Consider the following 24,060-nt stretch of genomic DNA (forward strand, 5'->3'; position numbering starts at 1 on the left):
TCTGTTAAACCCGTTTCCAGGGGAACTGATTCTATCGAACATCGGTTCTTCGCGGCCCGAAAGGTCGCAATCCAGGCGGAGAACTCCAAAATATTGAAATTTTGCGTCCGCCCTCTTTTTGCCCTCCATCACGCCTATCCCGCAAACGACGTCAGCGATCTGCCACCCGCCGTATCGGAATCCCCGCAATTCAACGGCGACCGATTCCACCAGGCACCGTTTGTTCCCGTATCCTTTCACGCAAAACCGCCAGCGACATATCTTCCAAACCCTGGATCCGCTCGGCTTTGTAATTCAAGGAAAGCATCATGATAGGCTCCTCTCCTTCAAATACATCAACGAAAAAAGCGACCTCGCCATCCCCGTAGGAGGCCTCGGGATCAGGCAGAAACGAGGAAATCTCCTCGCCCACAGTATATTGAAAACCAGGATCGTCAGATTGTTTTAATACCTCTTTGACGATCCTCGCAACTCGCCCATCCGGCCGTGTTTGATATTCGATATCAAGAATGACGCTCGCCTCATTGATTTGCTCTGCTATAGGCATGCTTGGAAAATCCTGACGCCTATTCCATCGGTTTACATTTTCCCTCGGTTTATCCATATTGACAGAAGGCATCTCAGGATCTCGCATATTTAAGATCAACGTAAATTGAAAGCCATCACCAGTTTCGTCGGATTCAAATAGAAAAGCATGAATTTCCCTCATTGTCTTCCGACCATCAACGTATCTCACCAGCCCAATCAAATGATCCGTCATGCCGACGTCGAAAGCTTTTACCTCACGGTCGAATTCATCCGGAAAAGATTTCACTACCCACCGATCTCCCAACGTGCTATCGAGGGTATTCCTAACTTCGACGAAATCAATGTTTGTTCTATACCAATAAGAATGAACTCCATGACCCTTCGATGTATCAATAAGAACCGAACTTGGAAATAATGTTTCTGGATCATCCAAAACTCCCTCCTGCATTGTGCAGGAGAGAGAACCAAGCATAAATATAAGAATAATCACCCGCATATTTATTAAACTCAAAAAATGCCGTAAGCGATGTTAGAAAGCTGAAACCACTTCGAAATAGTATATTTTCATTGAATGATATTTTTATATACTCTATTTTGTTGTAATTCCAGGGCAATGTCCGCGCCCACCGGCGAAAGATGGACGTTGCCGGGATAGACCGGCTTTCCACCCTTGCGAATCAAGGCGACATGGAGATCCCAGGTTTGGCTGGTCCGATGCGGAATCATGAATCCCCCCAACAGGAGGATCCAAAGAAGCAAGGCGATGCAGGCCGGTTTGATCATGGGCTCGTTGGAATTGCAGGATTGTCACCTTTGTCGAGGCCGGATGGCAAACCTATCTTTCTTGTTGATAGGGGTAGGAACGGGGCCGAGGCCCCGCCCCTCCCTCCGAACCGGACGTGCAGATCTCCCGCATCCGGCTCTCCGGTTGATGATTGCTCTTTATCGAGACTGGCACGCTTCCCGATGGGCTCGTTCAAGGCTGAACAATCCCATCTCGGCGAAGTACTTGTTCGGATAGCGCTGGTGGTCGAGTCCGCGACCGCGGCCTTTGCGCCCGGCACGCTTGCGCAGGATGCTGCGCAGACGCATCCGCACCCAACCGTCCATCCAGACGAAGGTGTTCTTGTGGGCGTCTTTGAAGTACCCGAACCACCCGACCAGCACCGGATTTATCTCCTTGATGATCGCCTTCAGCGATACGCCTTTGGTTCGTTTGGTTTTCGGTCGCAGGGTTGCGCGCAACTTCGTCAGGCTTTTCTGCCGGACATAGCGGTTTCCGTTTTCAAAACGGTAACCGAGGAACTCAAAGCCTTCCCGATGGGTCACCAACCGCGTCTTTTCGGGATGCAACGTAAGCTTGCGCCCGCGAGTCCATTCCGAGGTCGCGGCGAGGGCCATTTCGGCTTCCTCCCTGCTTCGCGCGAGAACCACGAAGTCGTCCGCGTAGCGGATCATCTTGTGGCCCCGGGCAGCGAGCAGGTGGTCGAGTCCGTTCAGATACAGGTTCGCCAGCAGCGGTGAGATCACCGCTCCCTGGGGCGTGCCTTTCTCCGTCGGTTCCCAGTCCTTGAGTTCGTTGACCACTCCTTGTTTCAGGTAGGATTCCAGCAAATCGAGCACCATCCCGTCGGCCACCTTTTCGCGCACAAGCGCCATGAGCATGTCGTGGTCGATCGTGTCGAAGTAGCTTTTGAGGTCGGCGTCGACTATCCATTCGTAGCCCTCTTTGAGCAGTCCGTCCACTTCCCGAAGCGCGTCTTTGCAGCCGCGTCCGGGACGAAAACCGTAGCTGTGGGTCGAGAACCCGATCTCGAAGATCGGTCCGATCACCAGCAACATCGCCGTTTGGACGATGCGGTCCTCCACGGTCGGGATGCCCAAGGGGCGTTTCTCTTTGCTTCCCGGTTTCGAGATATACACTCGTTTCACCGGGTTCGGTTCGTATCGCCCGCTTCTGAGTTTGGCTTCCAGCTTGCCCAACCGAAGGTCGAGTTGCTCGCCATACTGATGCAGGCTGATCTTGTCGACTCCTCCACCGCCCTTGCGGCTTTGCACAATATGCCAGGCATGTTGCAGCGTGCGACGGCTGTAGAGTTTGTCTTTGAGGCTGAACCACTTGCCTCCCTTCACCCCCGATTTGAGGGCTGCCAGCATGGGATCGGTCCAGACCAAAGGGTCGGCTCCGAGCCGCTTGCGCAACTCGCGGGCCTGTCCGTCCTGAATAGCCGTTTCCGGCACTTGCGACGGGGTTGGTCCTTCGGTCATGGGCGACTTCCTTTCATCTTCCTGCCCTCCTTTGCTACTCCGGCGTTACCCGGGATCATCGCTCCTATGAGGACTCTGACTTCTGATGGGCGACGGGACGTCCGATTTGGCTGAGCGTTGGTAACCCGGTCGCGCTCGTTCCGGGACGGTGTCGGACACAGGTCGGCCTTTCCCATCAGATCTCTCATCTTCATCGCAGACGTCCTTGAATGCATACTATCCCCAACCACCTCCATGCAGCCATGGCAGGGCTTTGCCGTGGGATCCGCCCTCCATGAGTCGCGACTCATTCGTCGCGCGTGCCTTCGCTCAACAACCCGCAGGCTCGGCCCGCATGACGGCCGTATCAGGTTCACTTTCGTTATGGTCTGCATTCTCTCTTTCCGTTGCTCTCCACCCCGCCTCGCGGCGACGCAGTTTCGGTTCGATTCGCGGGCAGCGCACGGTTTGCCCGGAACAGGTCTCGCACCTGTCAGACGTTTGCGACTTGATGACGCACGAGTTCCGCATTTATGCGGTCCGGGCATCCGGAAAATCGGCTGAAGCCGGAACTTGAGTCGAGGTGGGGACCGCCTAAAGGCGGGCCTCCAGCAAATCGACCAGATGAAATAGCCCTGGCTTCGCCTTGATTTGTCACTGCTTCACATTGATCGAGCACTGCTTCGTGTTGATCCCTCATTGCTTCGCGTTGATTTACGATTGCTTCGCGTTTTAATTGAGCTGTGACGCTCTATCCGGTAACGGTGGCGCATCGAACGTTCAATGTGACGCGTTGGATGCAGCCAAATCCTTCAGCTTACGTGTTGCCTATATTGGCGGGGGGAGAGGCCGACGTGTTGGCGGAAGACGCGGCAAAAATAGAAGGAGTCTTCGTAGCCCATCGATTCGGCGATGGCGCGGATCGAGGCGTCGGTCCGGATCAACCGCTGGGCGGCGCGTTGCATGCGCCAACGGGTGAAGAACCGCAAAGGGGACGATCCGGCGTGGGACCGGAACAGACTCGAAAACTGGGGCGCCGAAAGGCCGGCCGCCCGGGCGATTTCCTCCAGGGTGCAAGGGCGCTCCAGGTTGGCTCGCATGAAACTCAAGGCCGCCTCGACCCGGGCGTCGATCCGCGGGACGGGACGATCTTTCTCCCGGATACTTCCCCGCAAAGCGTTCGCGATGCGGAGCAGATGTTCGGTGAGCAGTGAGGCGTTCTCGGGAGCAGGGCTTTGCGCCGCGGCTTCCAAGGTGGCTTCGAACAACGGCAGTAACCCTTCAATCCGGCGAACGGAGAGGAGCGGACGTTCCCGGGAGATTTGCAGCAACTCAAGGATTTGATCCGACTGATTTCCGGCGAAATGAAACCAATAAATCGACCAGGGAGCGGATCCGTCGGCGCCATAACTATGGGCCACCCCTCTCGGAATGATCAGGATGTGCTCCGGAGGCACCGTCCAGGAACTGTTTCCAATGAACGCCCGGCCGGACCCGGTCCGGTTGTAGATCAGAATGTGCTCGGGAATGCCCTCCTTCCGGTCAACCCAATGAAAACGTGTTTCGGGAAAGTGGCCGATGTCGGTGATGCAGAATTCACGCGATACCGGACCACTCATGGCCGCCCGCCTCCACTCCGTCGACCGCCGGATCAACCGCTGAGAAGCGAATCCTTCCCGGATTTGCGGACCGCCTGGGTCTGGAAGGAGTGTATTCATTTTTTAGAACTGCGATATCCAGCCGCGAAAAAGTACAAAACACGCAAAAACATGAGTTTCATTAGGAGAGCTCAATCCATTCAATGGATGAAAGTAATCTCGCCCCTTCCGAGTCTTTTGTGCTTTTTCGTGGCTGGATCAACTGCGGGGATCAGGTTCATTTTTCCAGGTTTGGAGAGAATCACGGTAGCCAACATCCGGGCTGCGCCGGGGAACAACATGGAATGAAACTTGGTTTCCGAGGCGGAGCCTCTTTGGAGTGCTCCGCGTCCCCGCGGAGCTTTTCGAGCGTACAGAAGAGCTTCGACCGTCGGATGGCTGCCGGGCGTGCGACTGTCGCCGACCATTCCGAAAGCGGTGCGGGGACGCACCGCACTCCAAAGCGCTTCGCGCGAAAACTTGATCGCCCTGCAACCCGCATGAACAGTAACGTTTCATAAGAGAGAACAGGGATTGAAGAGCACAGGCAGGAATGCCTGTGTCACGGATAATCTGGTTCGATGGTCAATCGGAGGAAGCGTCTGGTGTGTGCATCAATGGGCCAGGGGTCGCGGTAAGTGAGGGTTGTGAAATCATTTTCTCCGGAGACTTCCGCGGCCAGGATGGCCGGTTCGGTCCAGTCGACGAGGTCGTCCGAGGCATCGACCCGGTAGACGATTCCGGTCACGTCGTCGGGCCGGGCAAAGGTCAGCGTCAGATAATCGAAGCCGTCGATGCGTTCGAGGCGCGGCTCCGGCAACGCACCGCGCGATGGTTCCTTCGCCGGGAGTCCGAGAGCGAACTTCAACAGGTTTTCGATTCCATCGCCCGCCGGCGTCGCCCGCGGCCCGCTGATCGTTTCATCCTCCCGTTCCCATGGTTCGAATTGCTGCTTCAACCAATCGTCGTAAGTTCGTCCGGCGATTTCCGGTACAACCGTCAAGACCGCCCACTGCTTTCCCCCTCCGGTTTCGATCCGGACCTTGGGAGCCAGCCCTTCGCCGATCACCGAAACATGCCCTTCGGCGATCCATTGATTGAACTGCGTGACTCCGGCCCACCCGGTGCCTTGCCGAAGCATCGTTCCTTCTCCCAGGAAAAACTCGAAGTCGTCGGTCGGCCCCCACGGGGTGAACCCTTCGCGGGTCACCATCACGCCTCCGTTCAACAAGGTGATCTCCGCCCGGGAGGTTTGGGTCGACAAACGGATATGCCGGTCGCTGAGAAACGTGCCTCCATCAACGACCACGATCGCGATGTCGCCCGCCGCCGCATCTCCCCGGCCAAGCTGGGCGGTCTCGGCATGCGCGGTGCCATAGACCGTCAACCGGGCAACGCCCCCTTCGCGCAGGTTGAGATTATTGGGGGTTCCGTCCTCGCCGGTCGTCGTCAATCGCGCCCCGGACTCGACGATCAGGTGACTGCCGTTTCGAACATCGACGGTGCCGACGGTCTCGTCGCCGGAAACGCGCGCCGTAGCGCCATTCCAAATACGGGCTTGATCGAACCGGCGGGGACGGAACGGCGCGTTCCAATTCCCGGACGATTCCCATCCTCCTTCGCCGGAACGGGTCCAGTTGATCGTCCGGGGCGGCTCGGTCTGACCTTCCGGCATAACTCGCAGGACCGCCCAGTCGCTTCCGCCGCTGGTCTCCTGGTGGATCGCCGCTCCAAGGTTCTCCCCGAGAAAGACGATTTTTCCGGAAGCAATCCATTCATTGAAGAGGGTCAGGCCGTTCGACACGTTTCCCTGACGCAGCATGGTCCCTTCTTCCATGTGAAATACGAAATCTTCGGTCGCACCGAGAGGTTCGAACCTTCGGCCGGCCTGGATGATTCCGCCGTTGCGGACCCAGATGTTGGCTTCGGATCGTTGGGCGGCCAACCGGATGTCCCGGTCCGCCAACAGGATTCCTCCATCGACCGTCAACGTCGCGCTGTCGCCGTTCGCAATGTCGCCTCGGCCGATTTGAGCCATCTCCGCATGGGCTCGTCTGTACACAGTGAGAAACGGCGTTCCTTCCCGCATCGCCAGATTGTTTTGGGTTCCATCCTCCCCGGTGGTGGTCAGGCTCGCGCCGGCTTCGACGATGACGTGACTTCCGTAGCGAATATCGACGGTCCCGGTTACCGAGTCGGCGGTCACGCGGGAAACTCCGCCGTTCCAGACCCGGGCCTGGTCGATCCGCGTCGGCACATCAGCCGGGTTCCAATTAGCTTCGACTCCCCAGGAACCGACCGACGGGTTCACCCAGTCGATCTCCCGCGGGACGACCGGGTTCGGAGTTTGCGTCCGCCAGTCGCGACGCTCCCGGTTGACTTCGAGTCCCTCCCCGTAGTTGCCACCGTAGAGTTCGTCGACCGTCATCTCGCCCATGTTGATCAACACCGTCTGCCAGCGGAAACGATCGCTGTATGGCCGAAGAAGATCGGCGAGCGGAAGCGCGAGCGGTCCGAGCGTCTCGAGCGAGGAAGTGGCGGCTCCGGCGATCATCGAGCGATTGTCGGTCATGAACCCCTGAAGGATCGGAAGACCGCGTTCGGTGTCGCCGAGATAACAGAGAGCTTCGGCGGCGGTTATCGCGATGTGGGCATGGTCGTTCTCCGCGGCCCAGATCAACTCGGGCGGGATCGCGGTCATCTCGCCCCGTTGCGCGAGCGTCGCCAGGCCGGAAGCTCCCCAGAATCGGATCTCGGCATGCTCGCTCGAAAGAAACCCGATCAATTGATCCAAATATTCCCCCTTCCCCCGGCTGGCGATCGCCGCCGCTGCGTGCAGTTGCGCCAAAGGATAATCGTTTTCCCGGACCCACTCGTACAACGACTTTCCGTCGCCGGCTGGCGTCCGCATCTCAAAAGGAAAGAAACTCAGGGCCCCGGTTTCGGCGAGATGTCCGTCCAACGCACCGCGCATCCGGTCCAGAGTTTCCTGATACGCGGGATTCCCGGAGAGATTGTTAAGTTCCCACGGGTCGGCCTCGAGGTCGAAGAGGTATTCCGAGGGGGTCGGCTGGAACCAGCGGCGATGGACCGGCGAAAGCGAACCCGGATTCTCCCGGTAGGCCCGGTCCCAGGCGATGAACCCCGGGACCCCCCATTGGTACGATTGCCGCAGGCTGAGCGGCTTGTGCGGACGGTAAAAACGCATGTAGTGAAAACGTCCGTCATTGGCTGAATGGACCGGGTCGTAATGCCACCCGTGATTGGTCCGGAAGAGAAACTGATATTCCTTGGGAATCGCTTCCGGGGAGAGAACGTCGCGGCCGTGCATGTGCCCGGGTGGATCGATGCCGGCGAGGCGAAGGACGGTCGGGCCGAGGTCTTCAAACCCGACCAGTCTGTCGGTCCGCTCGCCCGGTTCGAAGTCGACCAGATGGCGCCAGCGCTCGGGGGTCCACACGACCAGGGGAACGCGGTGCCCGGTGTCGAAGGGGTATCCCTTGGAGTGTGGCATGCTGCCGCCGTGATCGGAATAGACGAAGATGATCGTATCCTCCAACAATCCCCGCGTCTCCAGATCGTCCAGGAACAAGCCGATCCACCGGTCGAGATCGATCATGCCTTCGAGAAGAAACGAGTAATCCGACCGGATTTCCGGCAGATCGGGAACATATCCGGGAAGCTGAACCGTTTCCGGCTCGAATCCCTCGAACGGCCGGCGTTCGTCCGTATGGAAGGAGCGGATACGACCCATGTGGGACAAGTTCTGATTGAACACCGCGAAGAATGGTTGTCCCGGTTGTCGTCCGGGATCGTTGTAACCGGCATCGTCGTTGCTGGCGTCCCAGACGTTGGGTCGATACCCTCCCCACCCGATGACATTGTAATCGGTCTTGCTGTTGTTGGTGGTGAAATAGCCGGCGTCGCGGAGCAGTTCCGGAAAATAGAAACGGTCGTGCGGCACCGCCCGGTTTTCCCGGTGATGGTCGGTTCCCCAGGTCGTGGCGAAGGTGCCGGAAATCAAGGTCGAACGGGCCGGACTGCAATGCGGGGCGGTGGCACGGGCCTGTTCGAAGACCACTCCTTCCGCCGCGAGACGCTCCAGGTTCGGCATCGCGACTTCCGGATTGCCGTAGACGCTCAGGAAATGGGGGCTGGTGTCCTCGAAGGTCAACCAAAGGATATTCGGCCTCTCGGGCGGTTCGGCTTCGGCGAACGCCGGAAGTCCCGCCAACGAGACGCCAAGAAAAAGGGCCGGAGAAGCGAACCGTGTCCAGCTGGTCAACAAACTGACCGGCGGCTTATTCACCAGAATCTCCTCCATCAGCTTTCAGCGGCACATACGCCTCTTTCATGAAACGGGCGAGTCGTTCGACGATTTCCGGATGTTCCCCCGCGAGATCATTTTCTTCCGCGGGGTCGCTCGGAAGGTGGAAAAGTCTCATCTTCGCCAAGCCTCCGCCAACCGGCCGCATCCCTTTCCAAGAGCCCGACCGAGCAGCTTCGGTTTGCTGCCACCGCCAATACAGGTAGGGATGGGCCTCCTGCCGGTCGCTTGCCCCGATCAGTGTCGGAAGAAAGCTGATACTTTGGATGTCGTCCGGCAAATGCTTCTCGCTGCCTGTCAGTTCCGCGAAGGTCGCCATCATGTCGCCGAAATAGCTCGGATGATCGCTCGTCGTTCCGGCTGGAATGCGGTCCGGCCAGCGGGCGATGAACGGAACCCGGATGCCCCCTTCGTAGAGGTCGCGTTTGACCCCCTGGAACGGACCGTTGGAATTGAAAAAGTCCGGATCGTTTCCACCTTCCCGGTGGGGACCGTTGTCGCTGGTGAACATCACCACGGTCCGCCGATCAATCCCGAGTTCGTCCAACAACTCGAACAACCGCCCGACGTCCCGGTCCATCCGGTGAATCATCCCGGCCAACCCCTTCGGTCCGGGAGGCCAGTCTTTTTCGGCATACGGTCCGTAGTCCGGCACCGGCATGTCTCCGACTCCGGCGTGCGGCAGTTGAAGCGAAAGGTAGAGGAAGAAGCGCTCGTCGCGATTTTCCCGGATAAAATCGAACGCGTCGCCGATGGTCAGGTCGTGGGAATATTCTGCCCGGTTGGTGATGCTCGCCCGGCCGTGGTCGAGTGCTCGGGCGGGGAGGCCGGTCTTGCCGATCACTTCGTTGGCGGTCGGCACTTTCTCCCCGTTTCTCCAGAGAAAAGTCGGGTAATAATTGTGGGCGTGCCGGTGACAAAGGAAGCCGTAGAAGTGGTCGAATCCCTGCTTGTCCGGGGTCCCGCTGGAACCGTCCGCTCCCATACCCCATTTGCCCGAGATACCGGTGACATAGCCCGCTTTTTGCAACAGGTGGCCGATGGTGAAGGTCCCTTCGGGCAACGGTTTCTGCCCTTGCTCGGGTCCGACCCAGATGTTGTCCCGCACGGGGGTCCGTCCGGTGTGTTGCCCGGTGAGCAGGACGCTGCGCGACGGCGCGCAAACCGTGGAACCGGCGTAATGATCGGTGAGGATGATGCCTTCGGCGGCCATCCGGTCAAGGTGCGGCGTCCGGATCGTTTCCTGCCCGAACGCCCCGATATCCCCGTAGCCGAGGTCGTCGGCGAGAATGTAGATGATGTTCGGCCGGTCTGCCGCCGGAAAGTCCGCCGTCGCCGCCGGAAGCAACGGCCCGGCGAGAAAAGAGGCCGCGAGGGCCAGTCCCGCCGTGAGTGAGCCGACAGATAAACTCCTTCCCTGTTGGAGCCCCCGCTTTGGATGGGGCGAAAAAAGTTCCCCTCTTGAGAGGGGGGGACCGCTCGCAAGAGCGGTGGGGTGTGTCGCGCCAGCCGATCCGGCACCACAAGTTCCCATCCCTCCGAGAGAATTTTCTCGATGCTTCACCGCGCGCTTATTGATGGTAGAATTCCCGCAAGGCTCTCGCTTCCGCTTCCGGGTCGAATTCGGGGTTCAACCGGGTCGGAATCGGCGCGTTGGTTTCCTCCCGCCAGGCTTTCATCATGGAATGGAGTTCATGGGTTTTCTCCGGAAAGATTCCCGTCAAGTTGACCCGTTCGCCGATGTCCTTTTCCAAGTCATACAGCTCCAGACCGCCATCTTCGAAGTATTCGTGGAGTTTCCACCGGCCCATCCGCATCACCGTACCCGGACGGGTGCGGAAAATCGGATCGCGGGAGTCGAAATTCCAATTGCGGGGAGCTTGCTGGAGGTAGATCGGAAAGTGCCAGAAAAGCGGGCGTTCTTCCAGTTCCCGCTCTCCGCGCACATAGGAAACGAGACTCACTCCGTCGAGAATTTTGTCTTCGGGGGCGTCGACCCCGGCCGCTTCCAGAAAGGTCGGGTAAAAGTCGATTCCGCTCACGGGCGTGTCGGACCGGCTTCCCGGTTCGATGTGCCCCGGCCACCGCATGACCAGCGGGACGCGGATCCCCCCTTCGTAATAGGCGCCCTTCTCGCTGCAAAGCGGCCACTGCCGCGAGGTTCGGTAAATGCCACCGTTGTCGGACGTGAACACCACCAACGTGTTCTCCGCGAGCCCCAGCTCCTCCAGCGCGTCCAGCAAACGGCCGACGTTGGTGTCGAGATGATCGACCATCGCGGCATAGACCGGGTTGTCGTGCGCCGCGGTCGGAATTCGCTTCTCGTAAATTTCAATCACCTCCTGGATCGCCTCGAGTGGAGTGTGCGGAATGTAGTATTGCATCGAGAGAAGGAATGGACGGTCCCTGTCATGATTCTCCAAATACCGGATCGCCTCGTCGGTCAAACGAAAGGTCAGGTGCTCGCCGTCCGGACCGGGTTCCAGGTGAGGATTGTTGTAGGGACTGAAATACCCGCCTCGCCCGCCGGGTCCGCCGGCCCGCCATCCCCCGACGTTGACGTCGTAACCATGGGGGAGCGGATCATCGCTCACGTGCCATTTGCCGACGTGCCACGTCGCGTAGCCGTTTTCCTGGAGCAAATGCATGTAGGTGATGTTCTCCTCGGCGATAAACTGGGTGTTCCGGATCGGGATGAGCCGCCGGAATTCTGATTCGCCGCGCTGGGGGGTGCCGACGGTGTAGACGCCGGTCCGGGGAGCGTATTGTCCGGTGTAGACGGCGGCCCGGCTCGGCGAGCAGTTGGCGGCGGGAGCGTATCCATTGGTGAACACCTTTCCCTGCGCGGCCAGGCGGTCGAGATTCGGGGTTTGATAGTAGGAGCTTCCCATGAAACCCGCGTCGGTCCACCCGAGATCGTCGGCGTTCATGAAGAGGATGTTCGGACGGTTTTGCGGATCGCGCGCATCGGCGGCGGATGGCGCGAAGGCCAGGCCGGTGCCCGCCGCCAGGCCGGCGATCAGAGGAAGAATGGTTTTCGTGGAGAGTCGTTTCATCATGTTGTTCCGGTTGGGTTGAGGGTGGTATCAGGATGGTTTGTCGCTTTCGAGGATCCGGCGCAGGAGAGTCTGCAATTCCTCGACTTTTTCGGGATGTTTTTCGGCGAGGTTGTTCGATTCGCCCGGGTCGTCCGCGAGGTTGAACAACATCGGCTGGTTCCGCCGCGGCATGGGGGAGCTGAGTGGATTCGGATAGGTATTGTGCTTACGCTCGACCCAGACCGGCACCCGGCCGCCCGGAATCAATTTCCAATCCCCTTTGCGAAACCCCATCATTCCCCCCATTCCCTGTTGGACGACGTGCTCCCGCCCTTCCATCGTTTCTCCGAGCCATGCCGCCAGGTGATTCTCGCTGTCGACGGCGGCTTCGGGAATTTCCGCGCCGACCAGTGTCGCCAGCGTGGCCAATAGATCGACCTGGTTGACGATGGCGCCGGAGACGATCCCACCCTTCACTCGCGCCGGCCAGTTCAGAATGGTCGGCACCCGGGTTCCTCCTTCGAAGGCGGAATATTTGCCGCTGCGGAATGGTCCGCTCGCCAGGTGTCCGTTGGCATCCTCGACCGCTCCCTGGTAGTAGCCGTCCCAGAAGATCGGCCCGTTATCGCTGGTGAAAATAATCAGGGTGTTTTCGCGGATGCCGTGTTCCTCCAGCTTGGCGACGATGTCGCCGACGATCCAGTCGAGTTCGACCACGTCGTCTCCCCGGACACCGGTGCCGCTTTTGCCTTGGAAATCCGGATGCGGGAGTCGCGGGTCGTGGTTTTGAGTCATCGACATGAAAAGGAAAAACGGGTGCTCGTGATTCTCGTCCACAAAGGCGCGCGATCGGCGGGCGATTTCGTAGCCCATGTCCTCGTCATCCCACCAGGCGGACTGGCCGCCGTCCATGAAGCCGATCCGGCTCACGCCGTTGATGATCGTCCCTGAATGCTGCTCGTCGGCGGGAAAAAGCAATTTTCCCGGATGACTGAGACCGGTCGGCAAATCGCCGATTGGTTCGTCGTAGTTGACCCGTAACGGATCATCGTCGGCGCTCCAGTTGTGCACCCGATGACCATCCATCCAGACCGTCGGCACCCGGTCGTTGGTGGCGGGAAGGATGAAGGAGACATCAAAGCCGACCTCCAGGGGGCCCGGTTTGATTTCGTCATTCCAGTCGATCGTGCCGTCGCCGACGCCGAGATGCCATTTCCCGATCATGGCGGTCCGGTAGCCGACGTCGCGCAGGATTTCCGCCAAGGTGCCGGTGCCCGGTTTCAGGAGCATCGGAGCGTCTCCGCGGAGGATGAGAGCGTTCGGATTGCGGAACGGATATTTGCCGGTGAGAAGCGAATAGCGACTCGGCGTACAAGTGGCGGCGGTGGCGTAGCCATCGGTAAAACGGACTCCTTCCGCGGCGAGACGATCGATATGCGGCGTAGGAATCAGGGTGGCGCCATAACAACCGAGATCGCCCCAGCCGACGTCGTCCGCGTAGATGATGACGATGTTCGGGCGTTCTCCCTCCGGAACGTCCGCAGCCATTTCGGATGGAGAGAGCAATGCGGCGGCGACGAAAGCCCCAATGACCAAAAGGGAGCCGATGGGACGGGTGGAAACGGATGTTTTTAAATCAACCATGAGTCACTCGAATCGTTTGGCCTCGCATCAGTTGCGCGACCACGGTTGTTCGCGAAGGGTTTCCAGCTCCCAAAAGGTGCGGATCGCCTCGGCTTCGGCTTCCGCGTCGAATGCCGGGTTCGGTTCGGACGGAACCGGGGCGCCGGTTTCTTCGCGCCAGGCTTTCATGGTCGCGTGAAGTTCGGAGGTCTTCTCCGGGAGCAATTCGGACAGGTCGAGACGCTCGCTCAAGTCTCGCTCGAGGTCGTAGAGTTCCAGTCCGCCGTCCTCGAAATACTCGTGCAACTTCCAGCGACCGAGACGCATCACCGTCCCGGGACGGGTACGGAAAAGGGGATCGCGGGTCTCGACATTCCCATCGCCATAGGCCTGCAAGTAGTTCGGGAAGTGCCAGAAAATCGGTCGCTCCGGCAACTTGCCCTGCCCTTTGAGCAACGGAACAAGGCTAAGGCCGTCGAGGAGTTTGCCCGTCGGGGGCTCGATCCCGGCGGCTTCCAGAAAGGTCGGAAAGAAATCGACGCCGCTCACCGGAGTTCCGGTGCGGCCGCCCGGCGCGACTTTCCCCGGCCAATGGACGATCAACGGAACACGGATGCCGCCTTCGTAATACGATCCTTTCTCGGCGCGCAACGGCCATTGCCGCGAAACCCGGTGGAGGCCTCCGTTGTCGGACGTGAAAAGAATCAGGGTGTTATCGGCGTATCCGAGTTCCTCCAACGCATCCAGGAGGCGTCCGATGTTCTCGTCCAAGTGGTCGATCATCGCGGCGTAGACCGGATTGAAGTGCGCGGGAGTCGCAGTGCGCGCCAGGTATTTGTCGATGGTTTCCGTCTTCGCCTGCAACGGCAGATGGGGGACGTAAAACTGGAAGGACAACAGGAAGGGACGCTCCGGATCGTGATCCCGCATGAGACCAATCGCCTCGTCGGTGAGGCGGAACGTCAGGTGCTCTCCTTCTGGTCCGTCGGAAAGGTTCGGGACATTGTAGGGGCTGAAGTAACCCCCGGGCCCCGGTCCTCCACCACGGCCGCCGCCGATGTTGACATCGTAACCGTGGCGGCGCGGATCGTTGCTGACATGCCACTTTCCGACATGCCAGGTGGCGTATCCATGATCTCGCAACACCTCGGCGAATGTCGTATTGTCGCGGGCAATATGGGGCGTGTTGGGAGTTGGAATCAGACGCCGGAAGCTCTCGTTCCCCCGCTCCGGGGTTCCCACCGTGAAGACGCCGGTGCGCGGAGGGTATTGTCCGGTGTAAACGACGGCCCGGCTCGGCGCGCAGTTGGCGGCGGGGGCGTAGCCGTCGGTGAATACCATTCCTTCGGCGGCCAAACGATCCAGATTCGGAGTCTGGTAAAAAGTGCTTCCCATGAAACCCGGTTCGCCCCATCCGAGGTCGTCGGCGTTCAGGAAAATAATGTTGGGGCGCTCGGCGCGGACGCCGTCGTCAGCCGCGAGAGGCGCCGGATTGAAAAAGAGACCGGCGGTGATCAACGCCCCGGCGGCGAAGCCGGTCAGGCGCTCGGGAAGGTTCGGTGTTTTCGGGTCGGTATCCTTCATATGATGGTGTCGTTGGTTCGGTATTTTCGTTTCGGGAATATGCGGTGATTGATTTGTCTTGGAGCGCCTTAGGTAAAACTCCGCGACGCTGTCCGAGGTTGCAGATGGGTGGCAAACCCCGGACAGCGCGGGCCATTGCCGTTAGAACTCGCCCTCCACCCGGAGACGGAGGAAACGGCGTTGGAATTGATCGACTGGATACAAGTCCTGGTAAGTCATCGTGACCCAGTCGTCCCCGTTCGCTTCTTGATCGATTTCGAGGGCCGCCTCGGGCCAGCTCACGAGATCGTTCGAAGCGTCGACGTGATAGGTGATACCGGTCACGTTGAGGGGACGGTCGAAAACGAGCGTCAGGTAGCGGACGTTATCCACGGTTTGAATACTGACTTCCGGCAAGGCGTCACGGCCGTATTTCTTCGGCTCCAGACCAAGGGCGAATTTCAGTTTGTTGGACATGCCATCGCCGGCGGGAGTCGCATCCGGACCGCTGATGGATGGATCGAGGCGTTCGATCTCGTCGAAATGGAAATCGCGCCAGACCGCGTAGTTCCAGGCGGGAGGCTCGGAAACTATGGTCAGCACCGCCCATTGTTTGCCGTCGACGGTTTCGAGGAAGACGTGCGCATATAGTCCCTCATCGAACACGATTTTTCCGTCGAGTATCCACGAATTGAACTGGGTGATTCCGGTCGCGACCGGGGAATTGCCCGGGCGGGCGTTGCTCTGGCGCAGAGTCGTCCCCTCTTCCATGAAGAAAACGAACTCCTGCGTGTCGCCCCACTCCTGGAACTCGTTGGCCGCTTCCATCATTGCGCCGTTTTCCATGGTGACTTCAAGGCGAGAGGTAGCGGCCGCGAGGATAATCTGATTGTCGGAAACGAACGTGCCCCCGTCGAGATGGACGTAAGCGATGTCACCGTTGCCGACGTCCCCTCGACCGAGCTGGGCGGACCTGGTCCGGACATCTCCGCGGACGATCAACGATCCACCGCCTTCGCGGATGTTGAAGTTGTTGACGAAACCGTCGGTGCCGAGCGCATGAACCTTGGCTCCGGCCTCGATTACCACGCTGCTGCCACCCCGGATGTCGACGGTGCCCGTGGTCCAGTCGTCGTCGACAGTCACCGTGCCGCCGTTCAGGATCTGGGCACGATCGAGCCAACCCGGAACAATCTGCGGATTCCAGTTGGCGGCGACATTCCAATCGCCCGCATTCGGGTTGTCCCACAGAATCACTCGCGGCGAACCGGCTTCAGCCTCATCGACGATCGACAGCACCGCCCAGTCCCGTCCATCGATCCGCTCGATGGAGATCCGGGCGCCGAGGCCTTCGGCGAAAGCAATCTTGCCGGTGTTGAGCCAGTTCACGAACTGGTCGATTCCGGTGGCACCGTTTCCTTGCCGCAAGCTGGTTCCCTCTTCCATGGTGAACAGGAAGTCATGGGTGGCGCCCTGCGGCTGGAACGATCCGCCGGCCTGGATAAACGCGCCGTTGGTGAGGGTAGCATCGAGACGGGACGTCGCGGTTACCAGCAGGATGTTTCCGGTGGAAATAAGTTTACCGCCATCGAGAATCACGTTGGCGATGTCGCCGTTGTTGACATCGCCTCGGCCGAGTTGAGGCGCCGGGGCGATCACCGTCCCCCGGATGGTCAGGGTGTTGTTCCCTTCCCGGAGCTTGAGTTGGTTGTTGGCGCCGTCGAGGCCGGTCAAGGTCAGGGTGACGCCGGTATCCACCACCGCGCTGCTTCCGTGGCGGATGTCGATCGCCCCGAGCGTCCAGTCGGTGGCGATGTTGACGGTTCCGCCGTTGAAGACCAAAGCTTCGTCGAGCGAACCGGGCACCGTTTCCGGATTCCAGTGGCCCGCGACATTCCAATCGCCGGTTCCCGGAAGATTCCAGGAAATGATTTGCGGCACGCCGGCCTCGGCTTCGGGAACCACGGTCAGGATCGCCCAATCGCGTCCGTCGACGATTTGCCGGAACACCCGGATGCCGAGCCCTTCTCCGATGGTCTCGACTTTTTCGTCATTGACCCACGAACGGTATTGCGCGATCGCGCCTGGAGAGCCGGGCTGACGCAAGGTGGTCCCCTCCTCCATATAAAACACGAACTCCTGTGTCGGTCCCCATTCGGCGAAGGCGGCGTTGGTCTGCATCAGACCGCCGTCATGGAGGAAAATCTCGGCACGGGAGGTTCCGGCGGCGAGGCGAATTTCGTCGGCGGCGAAGAACGATCCTCCGTCGACCACCACGGTGGCCAGGTCGCCGAGGGCGATGTCGCCGTTTCCGATCCGGGCGATATTGGCGTGGACCTCGCCTCGGACGGTGAGTTTCGGTTGTCCGGCGCTCAAGGCGAAATTGTTTTGGGCGCCGAAAATGCCGGTGGTGGAGAGGCGGGCTCCTTCGGGCACGATCACATGGCTCGGGCCCTGGATATCGATCGTGCTGACCACAAAATCGCCGTCGACGGTCACTTCCGCGCCATTCCAAACGCGAGTTTGGTCGACGTAGCGGGGCAGCATCTCCGGATCCCAGTTGGCCGTCTCGCTCCAGTTCCCTTCAACCGGGGTGGTCCACGTGATGATCTCCGCCGGGGCGAGAACGCTGGCGTCGGCTTCGTCCACGATGGAGAGAACCGCCATGTTTTGTCCGCCGACCGACTCCACCCGCAGATAGGCGCCGCTCCCTTCATCGAGGAATTCGATCTTGTCGCTGTTCAGCCAGTCGTAGAAGCGGCCGAGTCCGTTCCCGGCTCCCTGCCGAATCGTGGTCCCCTTCCCCATCCGGAAGACGAAATCATCGGTGCTGCCGAGATTGTGGACGAAGTTACTGGAGGCGTGGACGAGCGCCCCGTTGCGCAGTTCGAAAATCGCCCGCGAGGTGTTGTTGGCCAGCCGGATGTTGCCATCCGAGGTGAGGGTTCCGCCGTCGATCAGCACGGTCGCGATGTCGCCGTTGTTGACGTTGCCGCTGCCGATTTGCGCGGTCACGGCCCGGACATGTCCCCGTATTTCCATTACGCCGCCGCCCTGTTGGATTTTGAAATCATTGCCGGAACCATCCTGTCCGGTGGTGCGGACGTTGGCCCCCTGCTCCACGATCAGTTTGCTGTTGTTCCGGACGTCGATGGTCCCAACGGTAATGGAACCGTCGACGACGGCGGTGCCTCCGTTGAAGATTTGGGCCTCGTCGATGGTGCGGGGAAGAACCTGCGGGTTCCAGTTCGGAAGAACGTTCCAAAGTCCTTCGCCTGGATTCGCCCACTGGGTGATGACCTTGGTTTCATGGACCACGACATTGGCGTGGTTGTTGCGCGCGGAGGTATCGGTCACTTGCACCAGCTGGTTGTTTTGGATAACGGCATTGGTGGCGTTGAGATGGAGGACCAAGCCATTCGTCACCGGAACGGCGTTGGGATCGCCGCCGCCGGGGGTAAAATAAGTATTATACAGGAAGGTCGCCACCTGCCCGAATTCGCCGCCGGGGCCCAAGGGCAACTCACGATTGTAGACCAGAACCGCGGCGATCTCCCCTCCGAAGTAATCGGCTGGATTCGGATTGGTCCCCGAGGTCACCGCCGCTCCGATGCGGGTGAAAAGATGGTCCTGCGGATTGGCGTTGGCCCCGGTGCCGGTGTTACCCCGGTAGGCGAACTGATCGTAGATGTCGTATTCGCCAAGGATCAGTTCGTAGTCGCCGTTGTTCTGCCGCCAGAAACTGGCACCGATGACGTATCGGTTCGCTTGCATCACGGGGGTCACATTCAAGCCCGGATTCCCGTTGGTCGCCGTCCGATGGGTCGCCCGGAAGTTACCCGCGCCGGAAACCATGGTCGAATTGACCTGGTAATTCGCCTGAGGATGGCCGACCGGATCGAGGATACCGTAGGCCGACGTGACCAAACGTTGCGCGCCGGAAAACGCATACGGTTTGAACACCACAATGGTGGTCTTGCCCCGGCCATCGAAATCGTCCGGCCGGGCCGGAACCTCGAGGTAGCCGGTCGTCCCGACCGCCGGGCCGAAAGCGATCGCCGGCAGCCCGGATGGAGTTGCCTCGGGGACCACGACCGGTCTGCCGACCGCCCCGGCCGGGGTCACGGCGCCCATGACGCCGAGCATGGTCGCCAGGATTGTCGCAAAAATCATCAGCCGAAAAAAAGGCCAGGATCTTAAATTCACGAGCCCGGCGAATAGCAAACGAACAGAATGCGAGTTTTTCATTTTGGTTGGGTGGAAGGATCCCGACGACGGCCAGCGCGCCATGCGCTGGCCGTTTCAGGAAAAACGGAGAAAGGAGGATGAATCCCCGAGGGGCGGGAGATGCGGTGTAAGAAAGCGGAAGAAGAAGGCGGCATGGAGAGAGGCCTACGGCGCCACTATATTAGAAATATGGGTTTGAGGCCGGCGGGGGCGATCCCCATAGGGCGTTCGCCCGCTCGGGGTCTGCCGCGACTGAGGGAAGTTCTCCCCGCCGGAAGCTCTGGACGCTGCCATTGACAAAAAGAACATTGTCCCGGCCACCATGCCGCCCCTGAAGCCCCGTTCCAATATTCGCCGGATAGAGGCTGGCGTCAGTGGCAGGATTCAAGCGGCGGTCATAAACATCGGCCACCAAAACGGCGCTCGTTTCAATATGGCTCAAGCTGCGGGGCGTTGTAGCAGGGAGGATCCGGATGTTCGCTCCGTAATGGTTGGGACCTTTTTCAAATTGGTCAGCTCGTGAAGGGCAGGTGAAAACCGTCGGCACGCTCGGATCGAATTCGTGAAGAAAGATCCGGGACTGGTCGCGGGTCATCCGTTCCTCCATAAATGGGAGAATTGCTCCTTTCCACCGGGTGGTCTCTATCCCGTCGGCATACTGGCTCTGGTTGTGGTTTTCGTGAACAGGCAACATGTCCCGGTTCGCTTCGGCGAACATCATAAAGCCCAAATGCATCTGGCGGAGATTGGAAACGCAGATGGCGGTCCGGGCCTGCTCCCGGACACGGCCGACGACTGGAATAAGGATCGCCGCGAGAATCCCGATGATCGCAATGACCGTGAGGAGCTCGATAAGAGTAAAGCCCGTCGACCTCCGACCGATTGGTTTGGAATTAAAGCGATTTTTCATAGGGCGCCTTCCGCCTTGAGCGATTCAGATGGGTGCGGGGGTTCTTGGCGTTTGATCCGATTTGTTTGTCTTCCCGCTATGATCACAGATAAATAGCTTAGAAACGCGATCGGTGAGGTTGGTGCCTGAAAAGTTTCGAGGAATCGATCCTTTTGCTGCCTCCCTGTTTTCGAATTGCCCGTCAATCAGAAATATGGATTGCCCCCACCGCCGGGACGGGATCCCCAAATATACTCCTCCCGGTCCGGAGCCGTGGCCACCGATGGCAGGTCGGCCCGTGATACGCTAGCCACATGTCCCCCCATGAACACCACATTGGCCCGGTTGCTGTGACGCAAACTCAACCCGTTGTTGGCGTAGAGGGTCCCGTCGCTGGTCGGGTCGATCTTATAATTATTGGCCGAACCTCCCGATCCGCCGCCGTCCACGACCAGGACTACTGAAGACTCAAAATGACTGAGACGGCGTTGGTCCGCCCGGGCTGACGGAGTGACCCGGAGGTTTGACTTGTAGTGATATCCGTTATGCGAGTCGTCGACGGAGGGACAGGCGAAAACCGTCGGCACACCCGAATCAAACCGCCACAAATAAGGGCCTCGATCGGAGCTGTTCATATTGGCAATATCAACGGTGTAAGGAAAAATCGCGCCGTTCCACCGCACGTTTTGATTTCCGTCCCGAAAAACGATGGTGTTGGTGTTGCCACCGACCGGAAGGAGTTCGTTGTTGTCCTCGGCATAAAGCATGAATGCCGTGTGCATTTGCCGGAGGTTGGAAATGCATTGGGAACTTCTGGCGCTGTCGCGCACCCGGCCCACGACGGGAATGAGGATCGCGGCCAGGATACCGATGATGGCGATGACGGTCAGCAACTCGATCAAAGTAAATCCCCGGGAAGTACCAGCCGCCGAATGTTTCATGGTTTCAGAGTGCATGATGGCCCACATTCAATTCTCCCAATACATCAAATGTAGGGAGTAATAGCCCGAGCGGTCCCTGCGGTAAGGAATTGTCCGGAATTTAAGCAAAATTCGCTGACGCCATTCGGATTGGTCACTCCCAATCCAGAGAGGTCCGGGGATTGAAATCAGGATTAACTACCAGATGCCGACTCTCCCGCTCGAAGATCGATTCAAACCGGGCGACCAACTCGGGATGGTCGCTGGCGAGGTTGTTCTCCTCCCCGATATCCCGGTTCAGATCATAGAGTTCGGTCTCCGCTTCCGGATTTTCCCGGTAGGCCTTCCAATGGTCGATTCTGGCTGCCTGCGTCAGGGTCTCCGGCCAAAGGTAGCGTTGATTCGGATAGTCGTTCGTGGCATTCTCGAAGTAAAGAAACGCACGGGTTTCCTGCTCCCGGCCGGCCGCCTCGGCCCCCAGCAGGGTCGGAACGATCGAAAGGCCGTCGAGATCCTCCGGCAAATAATCCGTCGCCCCGCCGAGTTCGGCGAAGGTCGGCATCATATCCGGGAAATAAGTCAACAGGTCCGAAACCTGACCTGGCTCGATCCGGCCGGGCCAATAGGCGATAAAGGGGACCCGAATTCCACCCTCCCACAGCGTCATCTTCTGACCGCGCAGCGGACCGGAGCTGTCCAGGCTTCCTTCCCAGCGACTGGCGGCCCCGTTGTCCGAGGTGAACATAACGATCGTGTTTTCCGCGATCCCGAGTTCCTCCAGCAGTTCCAGCAATTCGCCGACATGGCGGTCGACCATCGAGGTCATCGCGGCGAAGTTGCGCGCTCCGATCGGCCAGTCCTTATCCTTGTAAAGCTGCCAGGCCGGATCGTGGTCGGGGATCTGGAACGGGAAATGCGGCGGAGTCCAGGGGGCGTAACAAAGAAACGGTCCCTTCTGATTTTCCCGGATGAATTCCAGCGTCCGGTCGAAGATCTCGTAATGGGTGTATTGCGGCTCGCGCCCGTTTCGGGGCCGGTGCGAGATGGCTTGCGCTCCCCGCGGATTAAAGCCGACGTTCCCGGGAAGGTCGACGCGTTCGCTGTTACGAATCAAAAAAGAGGGATAATAGGTGTGGGCGTGGACCTGATGGTAATACCCGAAAAACTCGTCGAATCCATGTTTCTCCGGGACCCCGGTCGTCCCGACGTCGCCGACCCCCCATTTGCCGAAGCCTCCGACCTTGTAACCGGCCTGCTGCATGACGTCGCCGAAGGTGACCGCGTCAGCCGGCAACGGCGTCCCGCCCAGATTTCCCCGGACGGGTGTGCGCCCGGTGTGCAGGCCGGTCAAAACACTGCTGCGAGCCGGCGCGCACAACGGAGAACCGGAATAAGCCTCGGTGAACCTGATCCCTTGCTCGGCCATCCGGTCGAGGTTCGGCGTCTGGATCGCCTCGCCGCCATAAACGCCGAGATCGGCCCAGCCGGTGTCATCGACCATGATAAAGACGATGTTCGGCTTCGCTTCCTCCGCCATTCCGGAAGCCGCGATCAAAGGGGCCACCGCCGCCGTCGTAAAACTGAGCCGAAGCGCGGAAAGCGCGTCCCAGCCCCGTTTCCAGGTTGTTTTCTTTTGAATCATACGTTTGTCAGAATTTTCGGAGACCCTTATTCCTCCGCTTTCGTCCGTCCCGTCCAGACCGGACCGGAATAGGTGAAACCACGCCACCGGTAGTCTCCGTCGTCGCGGAGATCCGCCTGATGATCAACCCTAACCAGGAAATACCGGGCGGTCGCATCTTCGATGGTCGGCGTCCACGAGATTTCGTCGGCGTCGCCGGAAAACTCTTTTTCCGCCGCCACTTCGACCGCGTCCTCCCCGTTCGGATGGTCCCGCAGGATCTGGATGCGACGGACCCGGCGCTCGGGGTGATCCGGCTCGGTTTTGATCCGGATGTCGAAATCGAAGGTCTCCGGGCTGTCCAGGGTCGAGCCCATGATGTGGCCGTTTACGGAATAAATGAGCTCCGTTCCTTCATGCCAGGTGACGAAAGTGCGCCGTTCCCGCATGGCCCGGGTGATCGCCTCCCTGGTCAAGGCGGTGGCCACCACCAAGGTCGGCGGGGGGAGTTCCGCATCCTCGATCTGTTGAAGATTGTGGTTGTCGTGAACGCCGACCGGCGAGACTTTCCAGCCTTTGTTCAAGGCGCGGAGGTAGGGGCGCCAACGGAAATTCCGGAAATTGGTGTGCAGTTCGAACAAGGTGATGAGGTCGACGATCTCATCGTCAAGATGATCCCAGTCATTGTATTGTTCCAACTCCGGATGGTTGAATTGGGCGACCACCAATCCCTTTCCGGGGGGCTCCGCACTCTTCAACCAGTCGTAAAACTGGGGAATGGTCCAGTTTGCCTCGGGCCAGGGAGGAGTCCCCGGCCGGTGATCGGCGTTGACGTATTCGGAAACGTTGAAGACGTTGATGTGTCCGCGCCCGCCGTCCTCCTCGGTGTTGCGGCTGTATTCGACCCCCACCATCGCGACGAAATCGGGATCGTCGTCATAGGCGGCCGCCGCTTCCAGGGTGTTCACCCAAAACGGGTTGTCCGGCACCGGCGGCTGGAGGGTCACCTCTTGGGAATGATCGGTGGTGACGTAAAAATCGTATCCATGTTTTTTGGCCAACGCGAAATGGTTGGCGGGAAGCCCCTGGAGATGGGTGTGATCGTCCGGGTCGAGGCTGACGCTCGTATGGTCATCGGGGTCGAATCCCGGCGGACGTTCCCAATGATCGTGGAACGGGCCGTTCATGCCGCGCCGGTGGATCCCGTGCGACCAGGTGAAAATCGTGTGGCCGTGCGAGTTGCCGCGGAACACGCGGAATTCGGAAAGCGGCAGCGTTTGTTCGTCGACCTTTCCGGATTCCGCCTCGGCTGGTCCATTCGCCTCGGCATGGGCCAAGCCGGTCGTTTGGGCCAGGGCAAAAACCGTCGCGGCGAAGAGGATGTTTCTGAAATGGCGCGGAGGCCGCTTCGTAAAGTAGAGTCGGATCATTGATAGTCTC

The 24,060-nt window shown here is 59.5% G+C and carries 14 protein-coding genes; all 14 read right to left on the reverse strand.

The features are described from left to right. Positions 1 to 190: 190 nt before the first annotated feature. On the reverse strand, positions 191 to 1,024 hold the full coding sequence (locus tag ACWUI2_RS21705) for a hypothetical protein (RefSeq protein WP_486984940.1): 834 nt from the start codon (positions 1,022 to 1,024) through the stop codon (positions 191 to 193). Positions 1,025 to 1,092: 68 nt separating this feature from the next. Further along, complete coding sequence (locus ACWUI2_RS21710; protein WP_486984941.1) at positions 1,093 to 1,311, reverse strand: hypothetical protein; 219 nt, start codon at positions 1,309 to 1,311, stop codon at positions 1,093 to 1,095. A gap of 159 nt (positions 1,312 to 1,470) precedes the next feature. Continuing rightward, complete coding sequence (ltrA, locus tag ACWUI2_RS21715) at positions 1,471 to 2,796, reverse strand: group II intron reverse transcriptase/maturase (RefSeq protein ID WP_486984942.1); 1,326 nt, start codon at positions 2,794 to 2,796, stop codon at positions 1,471 to 1,473. Positions 2,797 to 3,587: 791 nt separating this feature from the next. Continuing rightward, the gene (locus ACWUI2_RS21720) at positions 3,588 to 4,493 is read right to left on the reverse strand and encodes a helix-turn-helix domain-containing protein (protein WP_486984943.1); all 906 of its coding nucleotides are present in this window, start codon (positions 4,491 to 4,493) and stop codon (positions 3,588 to 3,590) included. 481 nt (positions 4,494 to 4,974) lie between these two features. Further along, complete coding sequence (locus ACWUI2_RS21725) at positions 4,975 to 8,736, reverse strand: sulfatase-like hydrolase/transferase (protein WP_486984944.1); 3,762 nt, start codon at positions 8,734 to 8,736, stop codon at positions 4,975 to 4,977. Continuing rightward, the gene (locus ACWUI2_RS21730) at positions 8,714 to 10,087 is read right to left on the reverse strand and encodes an arylsulfatase (protein WP_486984945.1); all 1,374 of its coding nucleotides are present in this window, start codon (positions 10,085 to 10,087) and stop codon (positions 8,714 to 8,716) included. The genes ACWUI2_RS21725 and ACWUI2_RS21730 overlap by 23 nt, the downstream gene beginning before the upstream one ends. Positions 10,088 to 10,310: 223 nt before the next feature. After that, positions 10,311 to 11,798, reverse strand: a complete 1,488-nt coding sequence (locus ACWUI2_RS21735; protein ID WP_486984946.1) for a sulfatase — start codon at positions 11,796 to 11,798, stop codon at positions 10,311 to 10,313. Positions 11,799 to 11,825: 27 nt separating this feature from the next. Next, on the reverse strand, positions 11,826 to 13,421 hold the full coding sequence (locus ACWUI2_RS21740) for a sulfatase family protein (RefSeq protein ID WP_486984947.1): 1,596 nt from the start codon (positions 13,419 to 13,421) through the stop codon (positions 11,826 to 11,828). A 27-nt stretch (positions 13,422 to 13,448) separates the two neighbouring features. Continuing rightward, positions 13,449 to 14,984 (reverse strand): sulfatase, encoded by a 1,536-nt coding sequence (locus ACWUI2_RS21745; protein ID WP_486984948.1) that lies wholly within the window; start codon positions 14,982 to 14,984, stop codon positions 13,449 to 13,451. Positions 14,985 to 15,125: 141 nt separating this feature from the next. Continuing rightward, positions 15,126 to 19,136, reverse strand: a complete 4,011-nt coding sequence (locus ACWUI2_RS21750) for a hypothetical protein (RefSeq protein WP_486984949.1) — start codon at positions 19,134 to 19,136, stop codon at positions 15,126 to 15,128. A gap of 235 nt (positions 19,137 to 19,371) precedes the next feature. After that, a complete protein-coding gene (locus ACWUI2_RS21755) occupies positions 19,372 to 20,100 on the reverse strand; it encodes a DUF1559 family PulG-like putative transporter (protein WP_486984950.1) in 729 nt (242 codons plus the stop codon). 185 nt (positions 20,101 to 20,285) lie between these two features. Continuing rightward, the gene (locus ACWUI2_RS21760) at positions 20,286 to 21,020 is read right to left on the reverse strand and encodes a prepilin-type N-terminal cleavage/methylation domain-containing protein (RefSeq protein ID WP_486984951.1); all 735 of its coding nucleotides are present in this window, start codon (positions 21,018 to 21,020) and stop codon (positions 20,286 to 20,288) included. Positions 21,021 to 21,153: 133 nt separating this feature from the next. Further along, positions 21,154 to 22,641: an arylsulfatase gene (locus tag ACWUI2_RS21765; protein WP_486984952.1), complete on the reverse strand. Its 1,488-nt coding sequence runs from the start codon at positions 22,639 to 22,641 to the stop codon at positions 21,154 to 21,156. Between the two features lie 26 nt (positions 22,642 to 22,667). After that, positions 22,668 to 24,050 carry a CehA/McbA family metallohydrolase domain-containing protein gene (locus ACWUI2_RS21770; protein ID WP_486984953.1) on the reverse strand — a complete coding sequence of 461 codons (1,383 nt, stop codon included), beginning with the start codon at positions 24,048 to 24,050 and terminating at the stop codon, positions 22,668 to 22,670. Between the last annotated feature and the right edge of the window lie 10 nt (positions 24,051 to 24,060).

This window comes from Verruconatronum alginivorum (assembly GCF_056590205.1).